This is a genomic window from Streptomyces koelreuteriae, from assembly GCF_018604545.1.
Classification (GTDB): domain Bacteria; phylum Actinomycetota; class Actinomycetes; order Streptomycetales; family Streptomycetaceae; genus Streptomyces; species Streptomyces koelreuteriae.
Map to the genome: position 1 here is coordinate 4,920,394 of NZ_CP075896.1, position 23,225 is coordinate 4,943,618.

Here is a 23,225-nt window from a genome sequence, read left to right on the forward strand (position 1 = left end):
GGAGGGGGTTACGTGGTTCGCATCCGAGTCCTGGTCGTCGACGACCATCGCATCTTCGCCGAGTCGCTCGCCGCGGCCCTGGCCGCCGAGCCCGATGTCGACGTCTCCGCGGCCGGCAGCGGTCCCGCCGCGCTGCGCAGCCTGGAGCGGGCGGTGGCCGAGGGCCGGCGCTTCGACGTGCTGCTCGTGGACGCCGACCTGGGCGGCATGGTGCCGGGCATACGGTCGGCCGTGCCGGTGCAGGAGGGCAACGAGGACGGGCTCGTCGACGGGATCTCCCTCGTCACGGGCGTACGCTCCGCGCAGCCGAACGTACGGATCGTCGTGCTCGCCGAGAAGGACGATCCGCGGCGGGCCGCCCTGGCGCTGCAGGCCGGGGCCTCCGGGTGGGTGGCCAAGGACTGTTCGCTGTCCCGGCTGCTGACCGTCATCCGCGGGGTGCTGCGCGACGAGACGCATCTGCCGCCCGCCCTGCTGACCGGCGTACTGCGGGAGCTGACCGCCGCCCGCAAGCACCGCACCGAGAGCGAGCGGCTGGTCGAGTCGCTGACGCCGCGGGAGCGGGAAGTGCTGCGGTGCATGGTCGCCGGGCTGGGCCGGAAGGCCGTCGCCGAGCGGCTGTATCTGTCGCCGCACACCGTGCGGACCCATATGCAGAACGTGCTGGGCAAGCTGGGCGTGCACTCCACGCTCGCCGCCGTCGCCCTGGCCCGGCGGGCCGGGGTCGGGCCCGTCGACCTAGCCGGGGATGTTGTCGAACGGGGCGGTCAGCTGGCGTAGCAGCCCCGCCAGTTCGCCGCGCTGGGCCCGGGAGAGCTCCGCGAGGATCGCGCGCTCCTGGTCCAGCAGTCCCGCCAGGGCCTGGTCCGCGCGGTCCCTGCCCTCGTCCGTCAGCCGGACCAGGACGCCGCGGCGGTCGCTGGGGTCGGGGAGGCGTTCCACCAGGTCCTTCTTGGCCAGGCGGTCGATGCGGTTCGTCATCGTGCCCGATGTGACCAGGGTCTGGGTGAGGAGCTGCCCCGGCGAGAGCTGATACGGCGTGCCCGCGCGGCGCAGGGCTGTCAGGACGTCGAACTCCCACGGCTCCAGTCCGTGCTCCGAGAAGGCCAGTCGACGCGCCCGGTCCAGATGCCGGGCCAGTCTGCTCACACGGCTGAGCACCTCGAGCGGTTCCACGTCGAGGTCCGGGCGCTCCCGGCGCCATGCTGCGACCAGCCGGTCGACCTCGTCCTCCATGGCGATCAGTGTAGTGGTTGTGTCGACGTAGAGTCTCTTGACGTCCATTTTCTTGACGTCGAGATATTTAGGCTGTCACGGTGGGTGTGCATCCCGCATCCCCGACGGTCACCCACCACTCACCCGTCCGTCACCCACCAGGACATCCGGAGGAGTTCATGCCCGCTGCCGTCCCCACCTGGGACCCCGCCCAGTACCTCCGTCACGCCGGCCACCGCGCCCGCCCCTTCGCCGATCTCCTCGCCCGTGTCCCCGAGCTGCCCGGCGGCGCACCCCGTATCGCCGACCTCGGCTGCGGCCCCGGCAACGTCACGCGGTTCCTGGCCGATCGCTGGCCCACCGCCCGGATCACCGGCTACGACAACTCGCCCGAGATGCTCGACAAGGCCCACGTCGATCACCAGGGCCCCACCGAGGGCGGGGGGCGCCTCGACTTCGCGCACGCCGACGTGCGCACCTGGGCGCCGGCCGAGCCGTACGACCTGATCGTCAGCAACGCGACGCTGCAGTGGGTGCCGGGGCATGTCGAGCGGTTCGCCGACTGGGTGGCCGGGCTGAAACCGTCCGGCACCTTCGCCTTCCAGGTGCCTGGGAACTTCGACGCCCCCAGCCACCGGCTCATGCGCGAACTCGCCGACTCCCCGCGCTGGCGCGACCGTCTCTCCGACACCCTGCGCCACGCCGACGCCGTGCTCACCCCCGAGGCCTACCTGGAGCACCTCACCACCCTCGGCTGCACCGCCGACGTGTGGGAGACGACGTACGTCCATCTGCTCCAGGGCGAGGACCCGGTGCTGGACTGGGTGAAGGGGACCGGCCTGCGGCCCGTGCTCACGGCTCTCGGCGATGATCCCGAGGGGCGGGAAGGCTTCGTCACCGAGTACCGTGCCGCCCTGCGCGAGGCCTATCCGGAGGGGCCGCACGGCACCCCGTTTCCGTTCCGCCGGGTTTTCGCGGTGGCACGGAAACGGGGGTGAAGCGGCGGTTCAGGTGGTGCGGCCGAGGTGGGTGACCCGTAAGGGACCGTGCCCGCCGGACGAGGGTCATGGGCGAACTGGTCGATCCTGTCCAGGATGACGGCGAGGCCGCGAGGATTTTTCTTGAGGAACCGCGCCGCAGCGTCGAGGGCGTGCGGCCGGCTCGAAGATCATCTCGTAGGTCACTTCTTGTCGAGCCCCAGCAGCTTGCGGACCTCGTCCATGGGGATGCCCGGACCGAGCGTCCCCTCCGCCCTGCGCCGCTGGTAGTCGGCGACGGCGAGAGCGTCTTCGAGATCCTCGATCACCTGGGGAGACACGAGCAGCGCGGCCACATGGCCGTGGTCGGTGATGGCGATGGTCTCGCGGCTGAGGGCCGCGCGCCGGACCAGGTCGCCGAGCTGGGACCGGGCGGAGCTGATCGTGATCTCAGTCATGCGCACATGATGGCGCAAGATCAGTGGTGCGGGTGCTTGTCTCAGCTCTTGCGGCGCCCTATCAAGTGCGGCTTCGGCTCCAGCCCGTCCAGGCCGTGCCAGGCCAGATTCACCAGGTGCGCGGCCACCTCGGCCTTCTTCGGCTTGCGGACGTCCAGCCACCACTGGCCGGTCAGGGCGACCATGCCGACCAGGGCCTGGGCGTACAGCGGGGCCAGCTTGGAATCGAAGCCGCGGCTCTTGAACTCCTTGCCGAGGATGTCCTCGACCTGGGTGGCGATGTCCGAGATCAGGGAGGCGAAGGAGCCCGTCGACTGGGGGATGGGGGAGTCCCGGACCAGGATGCGGAAGCCGTCCGTGTACTCCTCGATGTAGTCGAGGAGGGCGAAGGCCGCCTGCTCGCACAGTTCGCGGGGGTGACCGGCCGTGAGGGAACTCGTCACCATGTCCAGCAGACACCGCATCTCGCGGTCCACGACCACCGCGTACAGCCCCTCCTTGCCGCCGAAGTGCTCGTACACCACCGGCTTGGAGACCCCGGCCTTCGCCGCGATCTCCTCCACCGACGTGCCCTCGAACCCCTTCGCCGCGAAGAGCGTGCGACCGATCTCCAGCAGCTGTTGGCGGCGCTCGGCACCGGTCATCCGCGTGCGACGCGCTCGCCGCGGCTTGTCATTGCTGGGGGTGCTGCTCGAGTCGGTCGCCACAGCGACCATCATGCCGCCTCGACGGGCTCCTTCCCGCGCCGGGAGCCGCCTTCCCCGTCGTTACGGCGCGAATCGATACGCGAGCGTGACGGCCAGCGCACGTCGTACGCCCAGCCGGCCATCTCGAACCAGCGGATCAGCCGCGCGGAGGAATCCAGCTGGCCGCGCATCACCCCGTGCCGCGCCGAGGTGGGGTCGGCGTGGTGCAGGTTGTGCCAGGACTCGCCGCAGGACAGCACCGCCAGCCACCACACGTTGCCCGAACGGTCGCGCGACTTGAAGGGGCGCTTGCCGACCGCGTGGCAGATCGAGTTGATCGACCAGGTCACATGGTGCAACAGGGCCACCCGGACGAGCGAACCCCAGAAGAACGCCGTGAAGGCGCCCCACCAGGACATCGTGACCAGGCCGCCGATCAGCGGCGGGAGCGCCAGGGACAGGGCCGTCCAGAAGATGAACTGGCGGGAGATCGCGCGGAGCGTCTTGTCCTTGATCAGGTCCGGGGCGTACTTGTCCTGCGGCGTCTGCTCCTCGTCGAACATCCATCCGATGTGCGCCCACCACAGGCCCTTCATCAGGGCCGGGACGGTCTCGCCGAAACGCCACGGCGAGTGCGGGTCACCCTCCGCGTCGGAGAACTTGTGGTGCTTGCGGTGATCGGCCACCCAGCGGACCAGGGGACCCTCGACCGCCATCGAGCCCGCGATGGCCAGCGCGATCTTCAAAGGCCGCTTGGCCTTGAAGGAACCGTGCGTGAAGTGGCGGTGGAAGCCGATCGTGATGCCGTGGCACCCCAGGTAGTAGAAGAACACCAGCAGACCGATGTCCAGCCAGCTCACCCCCCAGCCCCAGGCCAGCGGCACCGCCGCCAGCAGCGCGAGGAACGGGACGGCGATGAAGAGGAGGAGAGTGATCTGCTCGATGGACCGCTTCTGCTCGCCGCCCAGCGTGGCGGAGGGGGCTGCGGAGTCGGTGGCCTGACCGGGTGCCTCGTGGGCGTCCTCGATCACGTCGGAACTACTGGTCATACGCGTCCCCTGGGGGGTATGAGGAGGGTGAAGGAGGTGCCGGATCACGGGAACTCCGCAGCGCTTCCTACGGTTCCGTAACCTACGGCATCGTAAGTATGGCAGTGCGCCGCCCGGCGGCAAGAGCCCGAGAGCCTGCGCGTCCCCGCCGACACCTATCCTGGAGTCGGTCGGACAGCGCGGTCCGCTCTGATTTCTTCCCGGATGTCCGGCCCGTATGCGGCGCACGCCGCGCGAGACGCCGTCCGGGTGCCCCTCCCAGACGAGCTTCAACACTGCAAGGAGCCGCACCTGTGAGCAGTGCCGACGACCAGACCACGACGACGAGCAGTGAGCTGCGTGCCGACATCCGCCGACTGGGTGACCTCCTAGGAGAGACCCTTGTCCGGCAGGAGGGCCCCGAGCTCCTGGACCTCGTCGAGAAGGTCCGCCGCCTCACCCGTGAGGACGGCGAGGCCGCCGCCGAGCTGCTACGCGGCACGGAACTCGAGACCGCGGCCAAGCTGGTCCGCGCGTTCTCCACCTATTTCCACCTGGCCAATGTCACCGAGCAGGTCCACCGAGGCCGCGAGCTGCGCGCCCGGCGCGCCGCCGAGGGCGGACTGCTCGCCCGTACGGCCGACCGGCTCAAGGACGCCGATCCCGAACACCTGCGCGAGACGGTTCGGAATCTCAATATTCGTCCCGTGTTCACGGCCCACCCGACCGAGGCAGCGCGCCGGTCGGTCCTGAACAAGCTCCGGCGCGTCGCCGCACTCCTCGACACCCCCGTCATCGAGTCCGACCGTCGCCGCCTCGACATCCGGCTCGCCGAGAACATCGACCTCGTCTGGCAGACCGACGAACTGCGCGTCGTCCGCCCCGAGCCCGCCGACGAGGCCCGCAACGCCATCTACTACCTGGACGAACTGCACGCCAACGCCGTCGGCGACGTCCTGGAGGACCTCACCGCCGAGCTGGAGCGCGCCGGGGTCAAGCTCCCCGACGACACCCGCCCCCTCACCTTCGGCACCTGGATCGGCGGCGACCGCGACGGCAACCCCAACGTCACCCCCCAGGTGACCTGGGACGTCCTCATCCTCCAGCATGAGCACGGCATCAACGACGCCCTCGAGACGATCGACGAGCTGCGCGGCTTCCTGTCCAACTCCATCCGCTACGCCGGCGCCACCGAGGAACTGCTGACCTCCCTCCAGACCGACCTGGACAACCTCCCCGAGATCAGCCCCCGCTACAAGCGCCTCAACGCCGAGGAGCCCTACCGGCTCAAGGCCACCTGCATCCGGCAGAAGCTGGAGAACACCAAGAAGCGCCTCGCCAAGGGCACCGCGCACGTCCCGGGCCGCGACTACCTCGGCACCAGCCAGCTCCTGGACGACCTGCGGATCATCCAGAGCTCCCTGCGCGAGCACCGCGGCGGCCTCTTCGCCGACGGCCGCCTCGCCCGCACCATCCGCACCCTGGCCGCCTTCGGCCTTCAGCTCGCCACCATGGACGTCCGCGAACACGCCGACGCCCACCACCACGCCCTCGGCCAGCTCTTCGACCGGCTCGGCGAGGAATCCTGGCGGTACGCGGACATGCCCCGCGACTACCGCGCCCGGCTGCTCGCCAAGGAGCTCCGCTCCCGCCGCCCCCTCGCGCCCACCCCGGCGCCCGTGGACGCGCCCGGCGAGAAGACCCTCGGCGTCTTCCAGACCGTGAAGAAGGCCCTGGAGGTCTTCGGACCCGAGGTCATCGAGTCGTACATCATCTCCATGTGCCAGGGCGCCGACGACGTCTTCGCCGCCGCCGTCCTCGCCCGCGAGGCCGGACTCATCGACCTGCACGCCAGCTGGGCCAAGATCGGCATCGTGCCGCTGCTGGAGACGACCGACGAGCTCAAGGCCGCCGACACCATCCTGGAGGAGATGCTCTCCGACCCGTCGTACCGCAGGCTCGTGGCGCTGCGGGGCGACGTCCAGGAGGTCATGCTCGGCTACTCCGACTCCTCCAAGTTCGGCGGCATCACCACCAGCCAGTGGGAGATCCACCGCGCCCAGCGCCGCCTGCGCGACGTCGCCCACCGCTACGGCGTCCGCCTCCGGCTCTTCCACGGCCGCGGCGGCACCGTCGGCCGCGGCGGCGGCCCCACCCACGACGCCATCCTCGCCCAGCCCTGGGGCACCCTGGAGGGCGAGATCAAGGTGACCGAGCAGGGCGAGGTCATCTCCGACAAGTACCTCATCCCGGCCCTGGCCAGGGAGAACCTGGAACTGAGCGTCGCGGCCACCCTGCAGGCATCCGCCCTGCACACCGCCCCCCGCCAGTCGGACGAGGCCCTGGCCCGCTGGGACGCCGCGATGGACGTCGTCTCCGAGGCCGCCGAGGGCGCCTACCGCAGGCTCGTCGAGGACCCCGACCTCCCGGCGTACTTCTTCGCCTCCACCCCCGTCGACCAGCTCGCCGACCTCCACCTCGGCTCCCGCCCCTCACGCCGCCCCGACACCGGCGCCGGCCTCGACGGGCTCCGGGCCATCCCGTGGGTCTTCGGCTGGACCCAGTCCCGGCAGATCGTCCCCGGCTGGTTCGGCGTCGGCTCCGGCCTCAAGGCACTGCGCGAGGCAGGCCTCGACACCGTCCTCGACGAGATGCACGGCCAGTGGCACTTCTTCCGCAACTTCATCTCCAACGTCGAGATGACCCTGGCCAAGACCGACCTGCGGATCGCCCAGCACTACGTCGACACCCTCGTCCCCGACGAGCTCAAGCACGTCTTCGACACCATCAAGGCCGAGCACGAACTGACCGTGCGTGAGGTACTGCGCGTGACCGGCGAAGCGGAACTCCTCGACGCCGCGCCCGTCCTCAAGCAGACCTTCGCCATCCGCGACGCCTACCTCGACCCGATCTCCTACCTCCAGGTCGCCCTGCTCAAGCGGCAGCGCGACGCCGTCGGCGCCGCCGAACAGCCCGACCCGCTGCTCGCCCGCGCCCTGCTCCTCACCGTCAACGGCGTGGCAGCCGGCCTGCGCAACACCGGCTGAGCCACAACACGACGAAGGTGCCCCCGGGTTCGTATCCGTACGAACCCGGGGGCACCTCTCGTATGCCCGACAGACCTCACACGGCGAAGAACGCCGCCGTCAGCAACCCGAACCCCGACAACGCCAGCACCCACGCCACCCGCGTCCGCAACAACCCGCCCGCCACCACGACCGACGCCAGCAACAGCGCACCGCCCAGCGGAATCCACGCGTACAGAATCCCCGCCGGGCCCGAACGGACCGCGTGATCACCGCCGGGCTTCAGGACCACCGTGTAGGTCCGGCCCCGCTCCACGGCGACCGACTTCTCCAGCTCCACCTTCGGCCGCGGCTGCGCACCCTCCGACAGCGGCGTGAACGAACCCGTGCACAAGTCCGGCCCGCACCGCGTCACATCGACCGTCCCGCGCTCCCGGCCCTTCGTCAGCATCACATGCTGCGCCGTACCCCACGACGCCCACACACCCGCGATCAGGATCAGCGCGGCGACCGTACCCATCGCCGCGAACCGACCGAACCGCAGCACGGCACGAGAGCTCCGGCGAGGGGCGGTGGCAGTGGGGGGCATGGCCGGGATCATTGGCCATACCCGCACGGCCGGTCAACTCCCGGGGTGACAAGTCAGGAGTTGTACGTACCTTGCGCCCGCTCCAGCCCCTCGATCACCAGACACTCCACCGCGTCCGCCGCCCGGTCCACGAAGTAGTCCAGCTCCTTGCGCTCCGCGGAGGAGAAGTCCTTCAGCACGAAGTCCGCCACCGGCATCCGCCCCGGCGGCCGCCCGATCCCGAACCGCACCCGGTGATAATCCGCCGAGAACGCCTTCGTCATCGACTTCAACCCGTTGTGGCCGTTGTCCCCGCCGCCCAGCTTCAGCCGCAACGTCCCGTAATCGATGTCCAACTCATCATGAATCGCCACCACATGCGCCACCGGCACCTTGTAGAAGTCCCGCAGCGCGTTCACCGGCCCGCCCGACAGATTCATGTACGACATCGGCTTCGCCAGGATCACCCGACGGTTCAACGGCCCAGGAGGCCCGATCCGCCCCTCGATCACCTGCGCCTGCGCCTTCCCCGCCCGCTTGAACCTCCCCCCGACACGATCCGCCAGCAGATCGGCCACCATGAAACCCACGTTGTGCCGGTTGCCCGCATACTCCGGCCCCGGATTGCCCAGCCCCACGATCAGCCAGGGAGCAGCGGCATCGGTCGTCACGTCCATGTCTCCTTCATACGCGTCGGCCGCTGCTCCGCACGGGAACAGCGGCCGACGAAACGACGACGAAGAGGATCAGGCCTCAGCGGCCTCTTCGCCCTCGGCCTCTTCACCCTCCGGGGCCTCCTCGGCCTGCGCGGCCAGGACCTGAAGGACGACGGTGTCCTCCTCGACGGCCAGCGTCGTGCCCTTCGGCAGCGTGATGTCCTTGGCGAGGATCGAGTCGCCGGCGGACAGACCCTCGATGGAGACGGTCACGGACTCGGGGATGTGCGTCGCCTCGGCCTGGACCGGCAGCGCGTTCAGCACGTGCTCGAGCAGGAAGCCACCCGGGGCCAGCTCACCCTCGGTCTGGACGTAGATGTCGACGTTGACCTGCTCGCCACGCTTCACCAGCAGCAGGTCGACGTGCTCCAGGAAGCCCTTCAGCGGATCACGCTGCACGGCCTTCGGAATCGCCAGCTCCTTGGTCTTGCCGTCGATGTCCAGCGCGATCAGGACGTTCGGCGTACGCAGCGCCATCAGCAGGTCGTGGCCCGGCAGGGTCACGTGCAGCGGGTCCGAACCGTGCCCGTACAGGACACCCGGAACCTTGTCTTCACGACGGATACGGCGCGCGGCACCCTTGCCGAACTCGGTGCGCGTCGCGGCGGAGATCTTCACCTCGGACATAATCACTCCTCGAAGTCAGAAACGGACGTGGTCACCCGGCCACGAACGGCCTGCTACGAAGAGCGCGTCGATAACGGACCACCGATCCCACAACGGGAAACGGCCTCCCTCGCCGAGCAACTGCAGCAGTCTACTCGGCCAGGGAGGCCGCACCCAAAACGATCTACAGGAGCTCCGGGAGAGCCCTCACTGCTCGTCGAACAGGCTCGTCACCGAACCGTCCTCGAACACCTCACGCACCGCGCTCGCGATCGTCGGCGCGATCGACAGCACCGAGATCTTGTCCAGGTCCCCGCTCAGCTCACCCGGCGTCGGCAGGGTGTTCGTGAACACGAACTCGCTCACCCGCGAGTTCTTCAGCCGGTCAGCGGCCGGACCCGACAGCACACCGTGCGTCGCCGTCACGATCACATCCTCCGCACCGTGCGCGAACAGCGCGTCGGCAGCGGCACAGATCGTCCCACCGGTGTCGATCATGTCGTCCACCAGGACACACACGCGACCCTTCACCTCACCCACGACCTCGTGGACGGTGACCTGGTTCGCGACGTCCTTGTCCCGACGCTTGTGCACGATCGCCAGCGGCGCGCCCAGCCGGTCGCACCAGCGGTCCGCGACCCGCACCCGGCCCGCGTCCGGCGAGACGACCGTCAGCTTCTCCCGGTCCACCTTCCGGCCCACGTAGTCCGCCAGCAGCGGCAGCGCGAACAGGTGGTCCACCGGACCGTCGAAGAAGCCCTGGATCTGGTCCGTGTGCAGATCGACGGTGAGAATGCGGTCCGCGCCCGCCGTCTTCATCATGTCCGCGATCAGACGCGCCGAGATCGGTTCACGTCCACGGTGCTTCTTGTCCTGCCGCGCGTAACCGTAGAACGGCACGATGACCGTGATGGACCGGGCCGACGCGCGCTTCAGCGCGTCGATCATGATCAACTGCTCCATGATCCACTTGTTGATCGGAGCCGTGTGGCTCTGGATCAGGAAGCAGTCGGCGCCACGCGCCGACTCCTGGTAACGCACGTAGATCTCACCGTTGGCGAAATCGAAGGCCTTCGTCGGGACGACCCCGACACCCAGCTGGTGGGCGACCTCCTCGGCAAGCTCGGGGTGGGCGCGGCCGGAGAAGAACATCAACTTCTTCTCGCCGGTCGTCTTGATCCCGGTCACAGCACTGTCTCCTCAGAGGTGTCGCAGCTGGGGTTTCGATCTCGGGTCGAGAGACCTCGTCGCCGGCTCGCGAGAGGACGTCTCAACTGGTGGGGGTGCGGGTGTGCACTTATCACCGTACGCCGTGTTTGACGCACCGGTTTCCGGTCAGCCCTCGTCGGACGACTCCCGGGAAGCCGCCTCCGCCGCCTTCGCGGCCGCGCTCCCCGGACGCTTCCGAGCCACCCAACCCTCGATATTCCGCTGCTGACCACGGGCCACGGCCAGCGAACCGGGCGGCACATCCTTCGTGATCACCGACCCGGCGGCGGTGTACGCACCGTCCCCCACCGTGACAGGCGCCACAAACATGTTGTCCGAGCCCGTACGGCAGTGAGAGCCGATGTTGGTGTGGTGCTTCTCCTGCCCGTCGTAGTTCACGAAGACGCTCGCGGCGCCGATGTTCGACTGCTCACCGATCGTCGCGTCACCCACGTAGGAGAGGTGAGGCACCTTCGTCCCCTCCCCGATCGTGGCGTTCTTCGTCTCGACGTACGTCCCGATCTTGCCCTTGGCACCCAGCCGGGTCCCGGGACGCAGGTAGGCATACGGCCCCACCGACGCGGCCGGGCCCACCTCGGCGCTCACGGCCACGGTGTTGTCGACGCGGGCACCCGCGCCGACCCGGGTGTCGGTCAGCCGGGTGTTGGGCCCTACCTCCGCGCCCTCGCCGAGGTGGGTCGCGCCGTGCAGCTGCGTGCCCGGGTGGACGACGGCGTCCTGCTCGAAGGTGACGGTGACGTCGATCCAGGTCGTCGCCGGGTCGATCACCGTGACGCCCGCGAGCATGGCCTCGGTCAGCAGCCGGTCGTTGAGGATGCGGCGGGCCTCGGAGAGCTGCACGCGGTTGTTGATGCCGGCGATCTCCCGGTGGTCACCGGCCACGGAGGCCCCGACCCGGTGCCCGGCCTCGCGCAGGATCCCGAGCACGTCGGTCAGGTACTCCTCGCCCTGGCTGTTGTCCGTCCGCACCTTCTTCAGCGCGTCGGCGAGCAGCTGGCCGTCGAACGCGAACACACCCGAGTTGATCTCACGGATCGACCGCTGCGCGTCGGTGGCGTCCTTGTGCTCCACGATCGCGGTCACGGCGCCGGTGTCGTCGCGGACGATGCGGCCGTAGCCGGTCGCGTCCGGGACCTCGGCGGTCAGCACGGTCACCGCGTTGCCGTCGGCGGAGTGGGTGGCGGCGAGGGCGTCGAGGGTGGCGCCGGTGAGCAGGGGGGTGTCCCCGCACACGACGACAACCGTCCCGTCGACGGATCCGCCGAGCGCTTCGAGTCCCATCCGTACGGCGTGCCCGGTGCCGTTCTGCTCCGCCTGCACCGCGGTGCGGACGGCGGGGGCGATCTCGCCCAGGTGGGCGGTGACCTTCTCACGGGCGTGGCCGACCACGACGACCAGGTTCTCGGGGTGCAGCTCGCCCGCGGCGGCGAGCACATGCCCGACGAGACTGCGACCGCAGAGCTCGTGCAGGACCTTGGGTGTGGCCGACTTCATACGGGTGCCCTCACCCGCTGCGAGAACGACGACGGCTGCCGGGCGGTTGGCGCTCACGGGATGCCCTTCGGCTGTGGATGGGGTGGGGTTTCATCCGCAGGATACCGGGGGGTTTTGTGGGGGGCGTGGGTGTGGGGCCTGACAAGGGACACATCGGTCAGGACCCGAACTCCGGCCTTGAATGCCGCTGGCTCCCCCGCAAGGATTCGAACCTTGTCCTGCTGGTACCAAAAACCAGTGTGCTGCCAGTTACACCACGGGGGACAGCGCCTCAGACCTTACCGGAGACGTGCTTCGGCATGGGCAACGATGCCGCTCCACCAGCCTTCGATGCGGTTGTACAGCTCGGCACTTCGGGTCACCGTGACGACGAGGCAGCCGTGGTAGTCGTCGCCGGTGTTCTTGCGGACGGTTTTCGGGTTGTGCTTCTTCAGCGTCGGCTTGGCAAAGGCCGAGGGGTCGATGTCGGCCAGCTCCGCCCAGAATCGGTGAGCCGCGTCCACGTCCGCCGATTCGTGGATGAGTACCCGGAAGCGCAGGCGTTCCCGACTCACGTCGAGCAGGTCGAGCCAGGCGAGGTAGACCTGGATCACGCCCGGGTCGCTGTTGACGAAGATGGCTCGCTCGCGCCGGTCGTACGGCTTGCTCTTGGAGCCCTCGGCCCAGTACAGCGCGACTCCCGTCAGGAACAGCTCCCTGTCAGTGGGGTCGCCGACTTCCTGCGCTGCGCTCTCTCTGATGCTCCGGCGTTCTTCCTCCTGTGTGGCGCGGAGGCGCGTGAGGCCTGCCTGCATGAGCGCCCGTTGTTCCTCCGGCGTGTAGCGCGGCTCCGGCTTCGGCAGATCCCGCACCCAGAGCGACACCGAGCTACGCGAGCATCCCAGCTCCGCCTCGATCCGGTCGTACGTCCAGCCCTGGAATCGGAGTTCCCTGGCCCGTTCGCGGAGGTCGTCCTTCGCGTTCGGGCGCTTCGTCCATGCCGGGGGCGGTTCGCCCTTCACGAGTTGGTTGAGGATGTCGTTGTTGAAGATCTTCAGTTCGTCGCGGATCTGGCGCAGGCTGCAGCCCGCGCGTCGCAACGCCACCGCCCTCTCCCGCAACCCCTCGAAGTCGGCGTATTTGCCGGGTGCATGTGTCATACGCATACCGTCCGGGCGGAATGGGAGACTCCGGGGTCGAACGGTGTGCGATTCAGCAGTTCGAGGGATATCGGGTGGTATTGCGTCTGAACGGTCACGGAGTGTGGTGTAGGCCAGTCCGGGAAACTCACCGGAAAACCGGCGGTGGGCGCCTTTAGGCTGGAGGGCATGACCGCGACGGGGGAAGACCATGTGACGGCCCGGGGAGGGCCGTGGTGGTGGGCCAGGCGGCGTAGCGCCGTGTTCGATGTGAGTCTGGCCGTGGCGTCCGCGCTGGAGTGCGGGTTCGAGGGCATTCCGTTCGCCAGGGATGCGGGGATCCCGGTGCCGGCGGGGGTGGTGTTCGGGCTGTTGGCCGGGTCCGTGCTGCTGGTGCGGCGGCGGTGGCCGATCGCCGTCGTGCTCGTTTCCATTGCCATCACGCCCGCCGAGATGGGCTTTCTGATGGGCATCGTCGGCCTGTACACGCTGGCCGCGTGCGAGCTGCCGCGGCGGATCCTCGCCTCGCTGGCGGGGATGTCGCTGCTGGGGACGCTCATCGTGACGTTCGTGAAGACGCGGCAGGACATGTCGCGGGGGGACCTGGACATCGGGGACTGGTTCGTGCCCTTCGCCGCGATCACGATGTCGGTGGGGTTCACGGCGCCTCCCGTGCTGCTCGGGCTGTATGTGGGTGCCCGGCGGCGGCTGATGGAGAGCCTGCGGGAGCGTGCGGACGATCTGGAGCGGGAGTTGCAGTTGCTCGCGGAGCGGGCGGAGGAGCGGGCCGAGTGGGCCCGCAACGAGGAGCGGACCCGGATCGCGCGGGAGATGCACGACGTGGTCGCGCACCGGGTGAGTCTGATGGTCGTGCACGCCGCCGCGTTGCAGGCGGTGGCGCGGAAGGATCCCGAGAAGGCCGTGAAGAACGCCGCGCTGGTGGGGGACATGGGGCGGCAGGCGTTGACCGAGTTGCGGGAGATGCTCGGGGTGCTGCGCAGTGGTGGGGACGAGCGGCGTGAGCGGGCGGCGTCGGTGCCGTTGGCGGCGGTGGGTGCGGCCGCGGCGGCGGCTGCTTCGCGGGCCGCCGATGACGAGGGGCCGTGTCTGGCGGAGATCGAGGAGCTGGTCGGGCAGTCGGCTGCCGCGGGGATGGTGGTGGATCTGTCCGTGGAGGGGGACGAGCGGCCGTATGCGCCGGAGGTGGAGCAGACGGCGTATCGGGTGGTGCAGGAGGCGTTGACGAACGTCCACAAGCACGCGGCCGGGGCGAAGACGTATGTGCGGCTGGCGCATCGGGTGTCGGAGATCGCGATGCAGGTGGAGAACGAGCCGCCGGAGGCGGCGGCGTCGTCGGCGCGGTTGCCGTCCGGGGGGAACGGGCTGGTGGGGATGAAGGAGCGGGTGTCGGCGCTGGGCGGGGTGTTCGTGTCGGGGCCGACGGACGCGGGGGGTTTCCGGGTGTCGGCGGTGATTCCGGCGTCGTAGGGCCCGTCGTTGCGGGGGTGGGCGTCAGCTCGCTGTGAGGCGTACGGGTTCCGTGCCGGCGACGAGGGTGGAGAGGGCCTGGTCGATGTCCTGGCCGAGGTACCAGTCGCCGGTGTGGTCGAGGGTGTAGACGCGGCCGTCGGTGTCGATGGCGACGAGGGAGCGGCTGTCGGTCTCGGCGCCGAGGGGGCAGACCTCGGTGCCGAGGGCGCGGCCGAGGTCGCCGAGGGTGCGGGCCATGTGGAGGCCGTGCAGGGGGTCGAGGTGCAGGGTGGCGGGGGCGACCTGGCGGCCGGGGCCGGTGGGGGCGATGTGGAGTCCGCCGAATTCGGCCCAGGCCTCGACTGCGGCGGGGAAGACGGTGTGCCGGTGGCCGGCGGGTGAGACGTGGTCGCGCAGGGCGTCGGCCCAGTATTCGGCCTGCTTGATGTCCCAGCGGCCGGGTTGCCAGCCGGCGGCGCGCAGGGCCGCGTCGACGGGTACGGCGAAGCGGGTGGAGGAGGTGCGGTCGGTGTGCATCTGCGCTTCGTCTCGTCGGGGCCGTGGGCGTGGCGGGCGTGAGGATGGTGGGCGTGGGGGTGTCGGGGTGGGTGTCAGTCGTTCTGGGACGCCGGGTCGACTATGCGGACCCCGAAGTGGGCGCTGAGGGCGGTGCAGGCGCGGCAGGGGGTGGCGAAGGTGCCGTGGAGGGGGTCGCCGTCCTCGCGGATGTGCCGGGCGGTGAGTTTGGCCTGCTTGAGGGCTTTGCGGGCCTCGCCGTTGGTCATGGGTTTTCGTGCGGCGCGTTTGCTGCGGGCGGTGTCGGCGGCCGCGATGTGCCGGGAGATGAGGATGGTTTCGGCGCAGCGGCCGGTGAAGCGGTCGCGCTGGGCGCTGGTGAGGGTGTCCAGGAAGTCCTGGACGAGGGGGTGCAGGGCGGGGGGTGTGTCGCCGCGGGCGGCGGTGCCGGTGAGGGTGGCGCCGCGGACGGAGAGGGCGGCGGCGACGGTGGGGAGGATGCCGTCGCGGCGGTGGTGGAGGGCGGGGGCGTGGGCCGCTTCGGTGGTGCTCCAGCCGATGCGGGGGTCGCCGCCGCGGGGGTCGACGGCTCTCGGGTCGCCGGCCCGGGGGTCGGTGCCGCGTGGGTCGCCGTGGAGCGGGTCGCCGTGCCGGGGGTCGCCGTTTCGTGGGTCGGCGGACCTGCCGGTGTGTGGTCCCGTCTGCGTCGCGTTCATGATCGTCTACCCCTCCGTGCATCCCCCCGGGGGTCACAGACTGCCAAATGCCGTGGCTGGTGCGGAAGCTGGGGCGCGGCGACACGCCCGTTCCGGGGTGTGCCGTCACGGTGGGGTGACGGCTGGTCACGGAAGCGGAGCGGGCGCCGGCCGGTGCCGGTGACCGGTGTCGTCGTACCGCATAGGCTGTCGGCACCGCAGGCGATGCGGTGATCCGTTCGGAGATCGATGCAGTGAACCGGAGGGTGATCCGCGGGGTCGGCGCGTGCAGGGAAGTGCAGAGAAGTCGAGACAGACAGACGTGACAGTCGATACGGGTCGTAGTGCGCCAAGAGTGGTCAATACGGTTCGTACAGAGTGCCGCAGGGGGCAACCGCCATGACGACAGGTCGGCTCGGGCAGCAAGCCGCGCCGCCGAACGCGGCCTACGCCGGGCAGGTCGTGCATTTCCCGGACCCGGTCCGGGCGGCCCGTCACCCGAGAGGGGTACGGGTCGACGAGCGTGGCTACCCCGACTTCTCGCCCTACGCGCGCGCGGTCGCGGAGATCGCGGAGCCGCCGGAGGGGTTCGGCGTCGACGAGTTGCGGCTGACGGACTATGTGTCGGCGAACAGCGCGCTGTCGGCGTCCGGGCACGAGCTGTGGGACACGGTGCCGGCGGTGGCGACGCCGCACGGCTGGACCTGGCATCACGCGGTCGCCTCGCGGCGGCTTGAGCTGGTCCCGGTCGAGGTGAAGGCGCTGCTGCGGCATCACGGCGGTGTGGCCACGTCGGGCGTCGACCATGCCAAGCGGGGCACGCGGCCGCTGCAGGAGACGCGTCCGGCGCACTTCGGGCTGCCGAAGTCGGGTGTGGCCGTGACGGAGTCGCAGGTGCAGGGCGTCGAGGAGGACCTCGGCTACCGGCTGCCGGGGGCGTACCGGTCGTTCCTGAAGGCGGCGGGCGGTTGCGCGCCGGTGGGTGCCGCGCTCGACGCGGAGCTGGGGCTGCTGGTCGATCAGCCGTTCTTCACGGTGCGGGACGAGGCCGCGGTCAATGACCTGGTGTACGTCAACAAGTGCCTGCGGGACCATCTGACCAAGGACTACCTGGGCGTCTCCTTCGTCCAGGGCGGGCTGCTCGCCGTGAAGGTGAAGGGCGAGCGGATCGGCTCCGTGTGGTTCTGCGCGTACGACGACGCGCGGGACGTGGATCCCTCGACGCCGCCGGCGGAGCGGGTGGAGCGGCTGCTGCTGCCGTGCGGGGACGACTTCGACGTCTTCCTGTCGCGGCTGGCGGGCAATCCGCCGGAGTTGGAGACGGTGGCGAACCTGATGGTGGACGGCGGGTTCGCGCGTGTGGTGCCGGTGGGTGCGGTGTCGTCCTCGGCTGTGGGGGAGTGACTTCGGCGATGGTGACCTTCGCTCGGGCGCAGGAGCGCGCGGAAGAGTGGATCAACGGCGACCTGCCGTCGTACCAGCATCGTGAGGTGCGGGTGCGGGAGTTCGACCTCGGGTTCGTGGTGTGGGCCGAGGACCGTGCGGACGGGCCCCGTTCGGACGGGGGTGCGCAGCGGCTGGTGATCGCGCGGGACAGCGGTGAGGCGACGCTGTGGCCCGGGCTGCCGGTGGGTGAGGTGATCCGCCGGTACGAGGAGGAGTACGGCCGTCCGGACGCGGTGGACGAGCCGGCGCCGGCGCCGCCCGCGCGGGTGGATCTGAACCAGACGTCCTTCCTGCTGACTCCGCCGGAGTGGTTGCAGGACGCGGCGGACAAGCTGGGGATTCCGGATCGGCGGGGGGCTGCCGCTCCTTCTGGTTCCACAGCTGATTCCGCTTCCGGGAGCGGTGCGTCGTGGCCGGCCGCCGGGGGGAGCGACTCGGACGGCTCCGGTGCTCCCGGTGCTCCGGCCGGCCCGGTGGCTCCGGCCGCGCCCGCGGGGGCGACGCCCTGGGCCGGTACGGACACCAACGGCGATGGCGGTGACGACCGTTCCGTACCGCTGCCCGCGACGGTCTTCGCGCCGCCGCTGAGCGAGGCCGACGACGACACGCCGCCGCCCGCGACGGCGTCCGACGCCAAGACGGCGCTGATCGCGGGCGGGAGCCAGCTTCCGCGGACCGCGGTCACGCCGGCGGTGGACGGGCCTGGGCCCGGGGTGGACGCGCAGGGCGCCGCTCCCGGTGTGCCGGGTACGCCGCCGCAGGGTGTGCCGGGTACGCCGCCCGCCGGTGTGCCGCAGGGCAGTACGCCGCCGCCCGCTCCGAGTGGGCAGCCGTACGGCTATCCGCAGCCGCCGGCCGGGCCGGGTGTGCCCGAGCGGCCGCTCGCGCCGAACGCTGGGGACATCGCCGACGCCGCGACCAGCAAGGCGACTCCGCCGCCCGGTCGTGGCCGGGGTACGGGTCCGACCACGCCGCCTCCGCCGGGCGCGCCGGGTACGCCGGGTGCGCGGCCGGGGGATACGCCTCCGCCTCCGCCGTCGGGGCCCGGTGCGCCGGGGACTCCGGCGGGTGGGTATGTGCCGACGCAGATGGTGTCGGCGCTCGGTCCTGAGGGGCCTGGCGGTCCCGTTCCGCAGGGCCCGGGTGCGCCGCCGCCTCCGCAGCAGCCGCCTGGTGCGCCGAGTGCGCCTGGTGCGCCGCAGCCTCCTGGTGCCCCTGGTGGTACGCCCCCGGGTGGGGTCCACCATGCCGCCACGATGTTCGCCGATCCCGGTCGGCCGGGCCCGGGCGTGCCTCAGCCTCCTGGGCCGCCTGGTGCGCCGGGTGTGCCGCAGCCGCCTCAGCCCCCGGGGCCGCCCGGTGCTCCCGGTGCGCCGGGTGCCCCCCAGCCCCCGGGCGCTCCGAACGCGCCCGGCGCCGGACCCGTGCACCACGCCGAGACGATGCTGGCCGCGCCGCCCCCGGCGGGTGGCCCGGGTGTGCCTCCGCCGCCGCAGGCTCCCGGCGCACCCCCCGGCGCGCCGCCGATGCCGCCCGGCGCGATGCCGCCTGGTGCGGTGCCGCCCGGTGCGGTGCCGCCGCCCGGTCAGCCCGTCCCCGGGCCGCCGCAGGCGTACGGCTATCCGCAGCCGCCCGCCGGGCAGCCGACGGTCGGTCCCGGCTACCAGGCCGTGCTGCGCTACCGCGCGCAGGACGGTTCCGAGCAGCAGCTGATCCGGCGTTCGGCGCCGGGTACGCCGCACCCGGAGTGGCAGATCTTCCACGAGCTGCGGGCCATGAACGTGCCGCCGGACCAGGTGCTGGAGCTGCACACCGAGCTGGAGTCGTGCGAGCTGCCGGGTGCGTACTGCGCGCGGATGATCCGGGAGCAGTGGCCGCAGGCGCGGATCACGAGCATCGCGCCGTACGGTACGGACCACGCGAGCCGGCAGCAGGGCATGCAGCAGCTGCTGGCCCATCAGGGCGAGTTGCACCAGGTGGCGGACGGTCCGGCGCGTCCGGCGCCGGTGCGTGCTCCGCTGCCGCCGGTGCAGGCGGCGCCGCCGGTTCCGCCGGAGGCCATCGCGCAGGAGCTGGCGGCCGCGTTCGGGCCGGGTGTGTTCCGGTTCGAGCAGGCGGCGGTGTCCCGTCAGGGGGTGCCGCCGGTCGTGGCGCACACGCTGGTGGCGGCCGGTCTGCCGATGGACATGGGCCCGTTCTTCTGGGCGCAGGCGCAGCCGGGCCGGCCCGTTCCGACGCTGGCGGAGCTGGCGGCCGAGCGCGGTGTGCAGCCGGCCTCGGACGCGGGTTCCTATCTGGTGATGGGCAGCGACTTCGGCAAGGCGATCTGCGTGCAGTACGGCACGGCCAACATCGTCGCCGTGCCGGTGGAGGCGGGGCCGGGCGGGGCGCCCGTACCGCCGCAGTTCGTGAACACCGGGCTGCCGGAGTTCGCGCGCTGCCTCGCGCTGCTCGGGCGGATGTGGCGGCTGCGGTTCGGGCTGAACCAGGAGCAGGCGGGCCGCTGGACCGTCGACTTCCAGGCGCAGCTCGCCGCGCTCGACCCGGCGGCGCTGGGGTCGCCGGAGAGCTGGTGGTCGGTGCTGCTGGAGCAGATGTGGGACGGACTGCTGTGACACCTCCTCGCCGCTGACCAGCGGTGAGACAAGCCGGGCCCGGTCGTGAGACCGGGCCCGGCTTTCTCGTGCCGCGTTCGTGCCGGGCCGGCTGTCACATCTCCTCGTGCCGCTTCGTCAGAGCAGTGACAGCAGCGCACGCACCGCCGACCCAGGAGGCAGAGATCATGCAGGCACGGATGACGAACCCGGCGTATGTCCTTCCCGGCGCGATGAAGGGCATCGGCACCCTGTTCCAGGCGATCGGGGAGGGCGGTCTGGGGCAGGAGCTGGCGGAGATCGTCGGGCTGCGCGCCAGTCAGATCAACGGCTGTGGCGCCTGTGTGCACGGGCACACCGTCAACCTCCGCAAGGCCGGGGTGAGCGAGGAGCGGATCAGTGCCGTCGCGGCCTGGCGTCACGCCCCGTTGTTCTCGGACGCCGAGCGGGCGGCGCTGAAGCTGACGGAGGCCATGACACGGCTCGCGGACCTCTCGGAGGAGTCGGTTCCCGACGCGCTGTGGGACGAGGTGGCCGATCACTTCGACGAGAAGGAGCTCTCCGGGCTGATCCTCACCGTCTCGCTCACGAACATGTTCAACCGCATCAACACGACCATCCAGGAGCCCGTCGGCACCACGTGGGGCTGACGGCCGTACGGTCCGGTCGTGGGCCCGTGACCTCTGTGCGGAGTGTCGCGTTATGAACCCTTCTGCCTGATCCACCAAGATGTGCGCGAAATCATCCCGTTTCTTGTGTGGCTTCGCGTCGGTGAGGTGGAGAGGGGTTCCAGGATGAGCAGCGCGTCGGTGTCGCCGCACGGCTTCGTGGCCGGGCGGGGGCGTGGCTACCGTCCCGAGCAGGTGGACAGGTACGCCGAGGCCGTCTCCCAGAATCGTGACGCGGCCTGGGAGCGGGCTGCCCGGCTGACGGTGCTCGCCCGGCAGATGGAGGCGGAGCTGGAGCTGCTGCGGGAGACCGTGGCGGGGCTGGCTCCGCAGGACTACGAGTCCCTCGGGGCGGGGGCGCGGCGGCTCTTCGCGCTCGGCCAGGAGGAGGCCGCGGCCGTCCGGGACAGGGCGCGGGAGGAGGCGCGTCGGCTCGTGGAGGAGGCGCGGGCCTCCGCGGCCGAGGTGGGCGAGTCCGCTCAGGCGGATGCCGACGCCGTACGGGCCGACGCCGATGAACGGGCCCGGCAGCGGCTGCTCGTGGCGGGTGCGGAGGCCGACGAGATCCGTGTCTCGGTCCGGTGCGGGGCGAAGGAGCAGCGGGGTGAGGCGCTGGCCGCGCTGCGGGAGATGCGGCAGCGTTCCTCCGGGATGCTCGCCGAGCGGGACAAGGAGCGTGCCGAGCGGTGGGCGGAGGTGGAGCGCGAGGAGGCCGCCCGGGCGGAGGAGCTGGACGCGCGGCACACCGAGGCGGTGGAGCGTGCCGAGCGGGCCCTGTCCGAGGCGGAGCAGGCCCTCGCCGACGCCGAGGAGTCGGCCCGAAGCCGGCAGGAGGAGGCGCAGGAGCGTGCCGCCGAGCTGGTCGCCCAGGCCCGGGAGCACGCGGACCGCGTCGAGGAGGAGACGGAGCGGCTGCTGCGCGCGCACGAGCAACAGGGAGAGGACGTACGGGCCCATATCGACCGCGTGCACGCCAGCCTGGCGGCGTGGGCGGGACCGGCGGGGCCGCCGGGGCCCGCGGGGGAGTGACACCGGCCTGCATGAGGCACGGTCGCGGGTGGGTGACGCCCCGGCCGCCGCTCGTTCGCGAGGCCGGGGCGTCGTACCCGTGCCGTTCCGGTCAGCGGCTCCTTCGTACCGCGCCGGCGAGGATCCAGCCCTCCACCGCCTCGTACTGGTGGCGTTGTTCCTCCGACTTCCTGCGGCCGGAGGCCACCGTGCCCAGCCAGCCGCAGGCGAAGCCCAGGGGTATGGAGAACAGGCCCGTCGTGGTGAACGGCAACCAGTTGAAGTCGGCGTCGGGGAAGGCCGACACGGGCGAGCCGGAGACCAGGTTGGTGCCCGGCATCAGCAGCAGGACGGCCAGCGAGCCGCCGATGAGGGTGCTGAGCAGGCCCGTCCGGGTGTAGCGGCGCCAGAAGAGGCTGTAGACCAGCGCGGGCGCGATGGCCGAGGCGCCCAGGCAGAACGACAGCGTCACCAGGGGCTGCAGGCTGCGGTGCTGGACGAGCGTGGCCAGCAGGATCGCCGGGATGCCCACGCCCAGCGCCGAGAGCCGGGCCAGTGTCATCTCGCGGCGCGGTGACATCTCCTGCACCCGGGCCGCGAACACGTCGTGCGCGAGGGAGTTGGCGCAGGCGAGGATCATGCCGGCGACGGACGCGAGCAGCGTGAGGAAGACGGCCGTGGTGACGGTCGTGAACAGGAACGTCTCCGCCGTCGACACCTCCGCGCCGAACGCCGCCTGCGAACCCAGTAGATACGCGGTGTTGCCCTGCGGGTCGACCTGCGCGATCGCCGCCCGGCCGACCAGCGCGGTCGCGCCGAAGCCGATGACCGTGATGACTAGCACGAACAGGGCCACGCCCGACACCGCCCAGGACATCGAACGCCGCACCTGCCGGGCGCTGGAGGCGGTGTACATGCGCATGGTGACGTGCGGCAGGACGCCGCCGCCGAGGACCACCGTCAGATGCGCGGTGATCATGTCCAGGCCGGGGCTGGGGCCGCCCGCGAACTGCAGGCCGGACGAGAGGAACGCCGAGCCGACGCCGCTGTTGGCGGCGGCCGCGCCGAACAGGGCTCCCGGGTCCCAGTCGAAGCGGTTCAGGATCAGCAGCGCGACCACCATGCCCGAACCGAGCAGCATCACGATCTTCAGGATCTGGATGAGGGCGGTGCCCTTCATGCCGCCGATCGCCGCGTAGCTGATCATCAGCGCGCCGACGCCGATGATGCAGCCCGTCTGCATCGACTCGCCGGAGAAGCCGAGGATGAACGCCATCAGCTGCCCGGTGCCCGCCAACTGCACCAGCATCAGCGGCAGCAGCGCCGCCAGCGTCACCGCGCAGGCCGCGATCCGCACACCGCGTCCCGGCATCCGGCGGGTCAGCGCGTCGCCCATGGTGAACCGGCCCGCGTTGCGCAGCGGTTCCGCCAGCAGGAACATCAGCAGCATCAGCGACAGGGCCGTGCTCAGGGCCAGTACGGTGCCGTCGTAGCCGAAGAGGGCGATCACGCCGCCGGTGCCGAGGACGGTCGCGGCGGAGATGTAGTCGCCGGCGATCGCCAGGCCGTTGCGCATGGGGGACAGGGAGCTGTACCCGGTGTAGAACTCGTCGAGGTCGTCCCGGTCCGGGCCCGTCATCACACACAGCAGCAGGGTGATGGTGGCCACCGAGGTGAAGCCCACCAGGGACATCGCCTGGGCGTTG

The 23,225-nt window shown here is 70.9% G+C and carries 21 protein-coding genes and 1 tRNA gene; 8 read left to right on the plus strand and 14 right to left on the minus strand.

The features are described 5' to 3' along the window. The first annotated feature begins 12 nt into the window (after nt 1–12). Nucleotides 13–780, plus strand: a complete 768-nt coding sequence (locus KJK29_RS22330; RefSeq protein ID WP_215120919.1) for a LuxR C-terminal-related transcriptional regulator — start codon at nt 13–15, stop codon at nt 778–780. On the opposite strand, the gene tamR is transcribed toward KJK29_RS22330, so the two are convergent. Beyond that, nucleotides 739–1,236: a MarR family transcriptional regulator TamR gene (gene tamR / locus KJK29_RS22335; protein ID WP_215120920.1), complete on the minus strand. Its 498-nt coding sequence runs from the start codon at nt 1,234–1,236 to the stop codon at nt 739–741. The genes KJK29_RS22330 and tamR overlap by 42 nt on opposite strands. 158 nt (nt 1,237–1,394) lie before the next feature. Between tamR and KJK29_RS22340 the strand changes: the two genes are divergently transcribed. Then, entirely contained in the window at nt 1,395–2,213 is an 819-nt protein-coding gene (locus KJK29_RS22340) for a trans-aconitate 2-methyltransferase (RefSeq protein ID WP_215120921.1), read from the plus strand. Nucleotides 2,214–2,395: 182 nt separating this feature from the next. Here the strand turns inward: KJK29_RS22340 and KJK29_RS22345 are convergent, their stop codons facing one another. From KJK29_RS22345 to KJK29_RS22355, 3 genes are read right to left on the minus strand one after another with little or no spacing between them, the layout of a single operon-like run. Further along, the gene (locus KJK29_RS22345; protein ID WP_215120922.1) at nt 2,396–2,650 is read right to left on the minus strand and encodes a type II toxin-antitoxin system Phd/YefM family antitoxin; all 255 of its coding nucleotides are present in this window, start codon (nt 2,648–2,650) and stop codon (nt 2,396–2,398) included. A 41-nt stretch (nt 2,651–2,691) separates the two neighbouring features. Next, entirely contained in the window at nt 2,692–3,369 is a 678-nt protein-coding gene (locus KJK29_RS22350; protein WP_215120923.1) for a TetR/AcrR family transcriptional regulator, read from the minus strand. Next, nucleotides 3,366–4,385 (minus strand): acyl-CoA desaturase, encoded by a 1,020-nt coding sequence (locus KJK29_RS22355; RefSeq protein WP_215120924.1) that lies wholly within the window; start codon nt 4,383–4,385, stop codon nt 3,366–3,368. The genes KJK29_RS22350 and KJK29_RS22355 overlap by 4 nt, the downstream gene beginning before the upstream one ends. A 293-nt stretch (nt 4,386–4,678) precedes the next feature. On the opposite strand from KJK29_RS22355, the gene ppc reads away from it, so the two are divergent. Then, the gene (gene ppc / locus KJK29_RS22360) at nt 4,679–7,411 is read left to right on the plus strand and encodes a phosphoenolpyruvate carboxylase (protein ID WP_215120925.1); all 2,733 of its coding nucleotides are present in this window, start codon (nt 4,679–4,681) and stop codon (nt 7,409–7,411) included. 76 nt (nt 7,412–7,487) lie between these two features. Here ppc and KJK29_RS22365 read toward each other — a convergent pair whose 3' ends face one another. The 7 genes from KJK29_RS22365 to KJK29_RS22395 form a co-directional block, all read right to left on the minus strand. Next, nucleotides 7,488–7,991 (minus strand): hypothetical protein, encoded by a 504-nt coding sequence (locus tag KJK29_RS22365; RefSeq protein ID WP_215124406.1) that lies wholly within the window; start codon nt 7,989–7,991, stop codon nt 7,488–7,490. A 41-nt stretch (nt 7,992–8,032) separates the two neighbouring features. Next, entirely contained in the window at nt 8,033–8,635 is a 603-nt protein-coding gene (pth, locus tag KJK29_RS22370) for an aminoacyl-tRNA hydrolase (protein WP_215120926.1), read from the minus strand. A gap of 69 nt (nt 8,636–8,704) precedes the next feature. Further along, the gene (locus KJK29_RS22375; protein ID WP_215120927.1) at nt 8,705–9,301 is read right to left on the minus strand and encodes a 50S ribosomal protein L25/general stress protein Ctc; all 597 of its coding nucleotides are present in this window, start codon (nt 9,299–9,301) and stop codon (nt 8,705–8,707) included. Nucleotides 9,302–9,487: 186 nt separating this feature from the next. Next, nucleotides 9,488–10,468 carry a ribose-phosphate diphosphokinase gene (locus KJK29_RS22380; protein WP_215120928.1) on the minus strand — a complete coding sequence of 327 codons (981 nt, stop codon included), beginning with the start codon at nt 10,466–10,468 and terminating at the stop codon, nt 9,488–9,490. A 147-nt stretch (nt 10,469–10,615) separates the two neighbouring features. Continuing rightward, on the minus strand, nt 10,616–12,061 hold the full coding sequence (gene glmU, locus KJK29_RS22385) for a bifunctional UDP-N-acetylglucosamine diphosphorylase/glucosamine-1-phosphate N-acetyltransferase GlmU (protein ID WP_215120929.1): 1,446 nt from the start codon (nt 12,059–12,061) through the stop codon (nt 10,616–10,618). Nucleotides 12,062–12,192: 131 nt separating this feature from the next. After that, nucleotides 12,193–12,268 (minus strand) — tRNA-Gln (locus KJK29_RS22390). 14 nt (nt 12,269–12,282) lie between these two features. Beyond that, complete coding sequence (locus tag KJK29_RS22395; RefSeq protein ID WP_215120930.1) at nt 12,283–13,143, minus strand: terminase gpP N-terminus-related DNA-binding protein; 861 nt, start codon at nt 13,141–13,143, stop codon at nt 12,283–12,285. Between the two features lie 168 nt (nt 13,144–13,311). On the opposite strand from KJK29_RS22395, the gene KJK29_RS22400 reads away from it, so the two are divergent. Further along, nucleotides 13,312–14,610, plus strand: a complete 1,299-nt coding sequence (locus tag KJK29_RS22400; RefSeq protein ID WP_215120931.1) for a sensor histidine kinase — start codon at nt 13,312–13,314, stop codon at nt 14,608–14,610. Between the two features lie 24 nt (nt 14,611–14,634). Here the strand turns inward: KJK29_RS22400 and KJK29_RS22405 are convergent, their stop codons facing one another. Next, nucleotides 14,635–15,129: an SUKH-3 domain-containing protein gene (locus tag KJK29_RS22405; protein ID WP_215120932.1), complete on the minus strand. Its 495-nt coding sequence runs from the start codon at nt 15,127–15,129 to the stop codon at nt 14,635–14,637. A gap of 74 nt (nt 15,130–15,203) precedes the next feature. Then, complete coding sequence (locus tag KJK29_RS22410) at nt 15,204–15,824, minus strand: YwqJ-related putative deaminase (RefSeq protein ID WP_215120933.1); 621 nt, start codon at nt 15,822–15,824, stop codon at nt 15,204–15,206. 378 nt (nt 15,825–16,202) lie between these two features. Here KJK29_RS22410 and KJK29_RS22415 point away from each other — a divergent pair, with 378 nt between their 5' ends. The 4 genes from KJK29_RS22415 to KJK29_RS22430 all read left to right on the plus strand — a co-directional run bounded on the left by KJK29_RS22415 (nt 16,203) and on the right by KJK29_RS22430 (nt 21,540). Then, nucleotides 16,203–17,207: an SMI1/KNR4 family protein gene (locus KJK29_RS22415; RefSeq protein ID WP_215120934.1), complete on the plus strand. Its 1,005-nt coding sequence runs from the start codon at nt 16,203–16,205 to the stop codon at nt 17,205–17,207. A gap of 8 nt (nt 17,208–17,215) precedes the next feature. Beyond that, complete coding sequence (locus KJK29_RS22420) at nt 17,216–19,864, plus strand: SUKH-4 family immunity protein (protein WP_215120935.1); 2,649 nt, start codon at nt 17,216–17,218, stop codon at nt 19,862–19,864. A 167-nt stretch (nt 19,865–20,031) separates the two neighbouring features. Then, nucleotides 20,032–20,493, plus strand: a complete 462-nt coding sequence (locus KJK29_RS22425) for a carboxymuconolactone decarboxylase family protein (RefSeq protein ID WP_215120936.1) — start codon at nt 20,032–20,034, stop codon at nt 20,491–20,493. Between the two features lie 144 nt (nt 20,494–20,637). Beyond that, nucleotides 20,638–21,540 carry a coiled-coil domain-containing protein gene (locus KJK29_RS22430; RefSeq protein WP_215120937.1) on the plus strand — a complete coding sequence of 301 codons (903 nt, stop codon included), beginning with the start codon at nt 20,638–20,640 and terminating at the stop codon, nt 21,538–21,540. A 91-nt stretch (nt 21,541–21,631) separates the two neighbouring features. Here KJK29_RS22430 and KJK29_RS22435 read toward each other — a convergent pair whose 3' ends face one another. Then, a complete protein-coding gene (locus KJK29_RS22435; protein ID WP_370869207.1) occupies nt 21,632–23,212 on the minus strand; it encodes a sodium/solute symporter in 1,581 nt (526 codons plus the stop codon). Nucleotides 23,213–23,225: the final 13 nt, after the last annotated feature.

Coding starts and splice junctions, on each gene's coding strand:
- tamR (WP_215120920.1), bottom strand. CDS start 1,236: ATGGAGGACGAGGTCGACCGGCTGGTCGCAGCATGGCGCCGGGAGCGC.
- KJK29_RS22340 (WP_215120921.1), top strand. CDS start 1,395: ATGCCCGCTGCCGTCCCCACCTGGGACCCCGCCCAGTACCTCCGTCAC.
- KJK29_RS22345 (WP_215120922.1), bottom strand. CDS start 2,650: ATGACTGAGATCACGATCAGCTCCGCCCGGTCCCAGCTCGGCGACCTG.
- KJK29_RS22350 (WP_215120923.1), bottom strand. CDS start 3,369: ATGATGGTCGCTGTGGCGACCGACTCGAGCAGCACCCCCAGCAATGAC.
- KJK29_RS22355 (WP_215120924.1), bottom strand. CDS start 4,385: ATGACCAGTAGTTCCGACGTGATCGAGGACGCCCACGAGGCACCCGGT.
- KJK29_RS22365 (WP_215124406.1), bottom strand. CDS start 7,991: ATGATCCCGGCCATGCCCCCCACTGCCACCGCCCCTCGCCGGAGCTCT.
- pth (WP_215120926.1), bottom strand. CDS start 8,635: ATGGACGTGACGACCGATGCCGCTGCTCCCTGGCTGATCGTGGGGCTG.
- KJK29_RS22375 (WP_215120927.1), bottom strand. CDS start 9,301: ATGTCCGAGGTGAAGATCTCCGCCGCGACGCGCACCGAGTTCGGCAAG.
- KJK29_RS22395 (WP_215120930.1), bottom strand. CDS start 13,143: ATGACACATGCACCCGGCAAATACGCCGACTTCGAGGGGTTGCGGGAG.
- KJK29_RS22400 (WP_215120931.1), top strand. CDS start 13,312: ATGACCGCGACGGGGGAAGACCATGTGACGGCCCGGGGAGGGCCGTGG.
- KJK29_RS22405 (WP_215120932.1), bottom strand. CDS start 15,129: ATGCACACCGACCGCACCTCCTCCACCCGCTTCGCCGTACCCGTCGAC.
- KJK29_RS22410 (WP_215120933.1), bottom strand. CDS start 15,824: ATGAACGCGACGCAGACGGGACCACACACCGGCAGGTCCGCCGACCCA.
- KJK29_RS22415 (WP_215120934.1), top strand. CDS start 16,203: ATGACGACAGGTCGGCTCGGGCAGCAAGCCGCGCCGCCGAACGCGGCC.
- KJK29_RS22420 (WP_215120935.1), top strand. CDS start 17,216: ATGGTGACCTTCGCTCGGGCGCAGGAGCGCGCGGAAGAGTGGATCAAC.
- KJK29_RS22425 (WP_215120936.1), top strand. CDS start 20,032: ATGCAGGCACGGATGACGAACCCGGCGTATGTCCTTCCCGGCGCGATG.
- KJK29_RS22430 (WP_215120937.1), top strand. CDS start 20,638: ATGAGCAGCGCGTCGGTGTCGCCGCACGGCTTCGTGGCCGGGCGGGGG.
- KJK29_RS22435 (WP_370869207.1), bottom strand. CDS start 23,212: ATGTCCCTGGTGGGCTTCACCTCGGTGGCCACCATCACCCTGCTGCTG.